This is a genomic window from Ideonella azotifigens, assembly GCF_006519715.1.
Classification (GTDB): Bacteria; Pseudomonadota; Gammaproteobacteria; order Burkholderiales; family Burkholderiaceae_C; genus Ideonella; species Ideonella azotifigens.
Genome location: NZ_VIDT01000648.1, coordinates 1 through 3081 on the forward strand (window position 1 = coordinate 1; position 3081 = coordinate 3081).

Below are 3081 nucleotides of genomic sequence, written 5' to 3' on the forward strand. Positions count from 1 at the left end.
AGCCAGGCATGAGCGCACGTCCGCAGGCGACCGAACCCTGCGGCGTGGCGCCCTGGCCCGCGCTGGGCGGGCTGGCGCTGCGCGCGATGACCCTGGCCGACCTGGACCTGGTCTGCCACCTGGAGCAGCAGGCCTACAGCTTCCCATGGAGCCGTGGCAATTTCACCGACTCGCTGGCCGCGGGTTATGCCGCCTGGCTGCTGATCGAACCACCAGCGTCCGGCACCCGCCGCGCCGAGCGCCAGCCCGGCTGCCTGGGCTATTACGTCGCCATGCCTGGCGTCGAGGAAGCGCACTTGCTCAACATCACCGTCGCACCTGCGGCACAAGGCCGGGGCCATGCGCGGCGACTGCTGGCGCACCTGGCCGCGCAGGCTTGGGGCCAAGGCGCGCAAACGCTGTGGCTGGAAGTGCGCGACAGCAACCAACGCGCGCGCCGGCTCTATGCCTTCAGCGGCTTCACCGAAGTCGGCCGCCGCAAGGCCTATTACCCGGCAGGACAGGGCTTGCGGGAAGACGCGGTGGTGATGCGTGCCGCGCTGCAGTCGCCCGGCCTGCTGCCAGCCCAGCTCGGTGGTGCTGAGGATTCACATGACCTGGTCTGAACGCCAGCAGGCGCTGCTGCGCGGCATGGGCCTGAAGGTCTGGGCGCCGCCGCCTGCTGCAGAACTGTTGCTGGACACGCCGCCAGCCCCAGCACCAGCCCCGGCGCTGCCGCCCGCCGAGGTGATTGAGCGGCCGGCGCCCGTCGCGCAAGTGCAGGCAGCTCCCTCCGCCTCTTCACCTGTGGCTCGGCCCGCGACGCCAGCGCCTGTGGCCTTGCCGCGCAGCGACAGCCCCGTCGCCAACATGGACTGGCCGGCGTTGCGCGAAGCGGTGGCTGGTTGCATCGCCTGCAGTCTGTGCGAAAGCCGCACGCAGACGGTCTTCGGCGTCGGCCATCCGAACGCGCACTGGATGATCGTCGGTGAGGCGCCGGGCGAGCAGGAAGACCGGCAGGGCGAGCCTTTTGTCGGCGCGGCCGGTCAGTTGCTGGACCAGATGCTGAAGGCCGTGGGCCTGACCCGCCAGGACGGCGAGGCGGCGCAGCAGGTCTTCATTGCCAACACGCTGAAATGCCGGCCGCCGCGCAACCGCAATCCGCTGCCCGAAGAGCTCGCGCAGTGTTCGCCCTTCCTGTCGCGCCAGATCGCGCTGGTGCAGCCCAAGCTGATCCTGGCCATGGGCCGCTTCGCGATCCAGCAGTTGCTGGGCACCGATGAATCGGTCGGCAAGCTGCGCGGCAAGGTGCACCAGCATGCCGGCGTACCGGTCATCGTCACCTACCATCCGGCCTACCTGCTGCGCCAGCTGACCGAGAAGGCCAAGACCTGGGAAGACCTGTGCCTGGCGATGTCGGTTTACCGCCGGCAGTTGACCAGCACCCAGGCTGGCACCTAGGGCTTTTTCACCTTCACCGGCCGGGTCCAGTTCGGCAGGCTGAGCTGCTTGGCGCGGGACACGGTGAGCTGGTTTTCCGGGGTGTTCTTGCTGATCGTGGAGCCGCCGCCAATCGTGCCGCCGGCGCCCAGCGTGATGGGCGCGATCAGCACGCAGTTCGAGCCCACGTGCACATCGTCGCCAATCACCGTGCGGTGCTTGTTCGCGCCGTCGTAGTTGGCGGTGATGCTGCCGGCGCCATAGTTCACGCGTGCGCCCACGGTCGCGTCGCCCAGGTAGGCCAGGTGGTTGGCCTTGGCGCCGTCGGCCAGCGTCGAATTCTTCACTTCGACGAAGTTGCCGATGTGCACTTCGCGGCCCAGCACCGCACCCGGCCGCAGCCGCGCAAACGGGCCGATCAGCGAACCTTCGCCCACGGTCACGCCATCGGCTTCGCCGTCGATGTGGGTGAACGGGCGGATCTGCGCGCCGGCGGCGATGGTCGCGTTGCGGATCACGCAGTTCGCACCGACCTGCACGCCGTCACCCAGCGTCACCGAGCCTTCGAAGATGCAGTTCACATCGATTTCCACGTCCTGCCCGCAGCTCAGCAGGCCGCGCTGGTCGAAGCGCGCCGGGTCGGCCAGGCGAACGCCGGCTTCCATCTGCGCTTCCGCGTGGCGGCGCTGCAGCCGGCGCTCCAGTTCGGCCAGTTGCAAAGGGCTGTTGACGCCCAGCACCTCGGTCTCGTCGGCCGGCTGTGCGCTGACCACTGGCACGCCCTCGGAGACGGCCATCGCGACGATGTCGGTCAGGTAGAACTCCTGCTGCGCGTTGTCGTTCTTCAGCGCGGCCACCCAGCGCTTCAGCGCCGCGGTGGGCGCCGCCATCATGCCGGTGTAGACCTCGCGGATCTGGCGCTGCGCGTCGCTCGCATCCTTGTGCTCGACGATGGCGAGGATCTGCTGACCATCGGCACTGCGCACGATGCGACCGTAGCCGGTCGCGTCGGCCAGCGTCACCGTCAGCAGCGCCAGCTTCGTTTCGGCACAGGCCTCGGCCAGCGCCCTCGCGGTGGCCGGGCGGATCAGCGGCACGTCGCCATTGAGGATCAGCGTGGTGCCGGCTGTGTCGTCCAGTGCCGGCACCGCCTGCTGCACCGCATGGCCGGTGCCCAACTGCGGCATCTGGCGCACGCAGCGCACGTCAGCGCCGACCGTGGCCTCGACCGCCTCGGCGCCGTGGCCTGTGACCAGCACCGTGCGCTGCGCCTGCAACTCGGCGCTGCTGCGCAGCACATGCTGCAGCAAGGGCAGGCCGGCCAACTTGTGCAGCACCTTGGGCAGCGCGGAGCGCATGCGGGTGCCTTTGCCCGCGGCCATGATCACGACGTTCAGGTTCATGCCGCGATTATCGGCGGCGCAGAAAGCGAAACGGCACCCGAGGGTGCCGTTGGCTGCGGTGTCTGAGGTGTCAGCCTGGCAAGCCGGCGGTCACGTCATGCGGTTCGCTCTGCACCGCCGGGAAGCCCTTCAGCGCAGCGCTGAACATCGCCGTGAAGATGGCGGTGCCGCCCTGCGTGGTGCCGTCGCTCGATGCGCGCGCCTCGTACAGCGCCTCGCCGCTGCTGCGGTCGCGGATCAGCACGGCCACCTCGCGGCT

3 protein-coding genes and 1 pseudogene are annotated in these 3081 nt (G+C 69.4%); 2 read left to right on the plus strand and 2 right to left on the minus strand.

All coding sequences use genetic code 11. The annotated features are described in order from the left end of the window. The first annotated feature begins 8 nt into the window (after positions 1-8). Together rimI and FKP22_RS25640 are read left to right on the plus strand one after the other, a co-directional pair. Complete coding sequence (gene rimI / locus FKP22_RS25635; RefSeq protein WP_211361583.1) at positions 9-605, plus strand: ribosomal protein S18-alanine N-acetyltransferase; 597 nt, start codon at positions 9-11, stop codon at positions 603-605. Further along, entirely contained in the window at positions 592-1440 is an 849-nt protein-coding gene (locus FKP22_RS25640) for a uracil-DNA glycosylase (protein ID WP_141290598.1), read from the plus strand. Before rimI ends, FKP22_RS25640 begins: the two co-directional genes overlap by 14 nt. On the opposite strand, the gene glmU is transcribed toward FKP22_RS25640, so the two are convergent. Next, positions 1437-2822, minus strand: coding sequence for a bifunctional UDP-N-acetylglucosamine diphosphorylase/glucosamine-1-phosphate N-acetyltransferase GlmU (gene glmU / locus FKP22_RS25645; RefSeq protein ID WP_141290600.1), 1386 nt, complete (start codon positions 2820-2822; stop codon positions 1437-1439). The genes FKP22_RS25640 and glmU overlap by 4 nt on opposite strands. A 70-nt stretch (positions 2823-2892) precedes the next feature. Next, positions 2893-3081: pseudogene (locus FKP22_RS32765) on the minus strand (DUF4136 domain-containing protein); the annotation flags it as partial.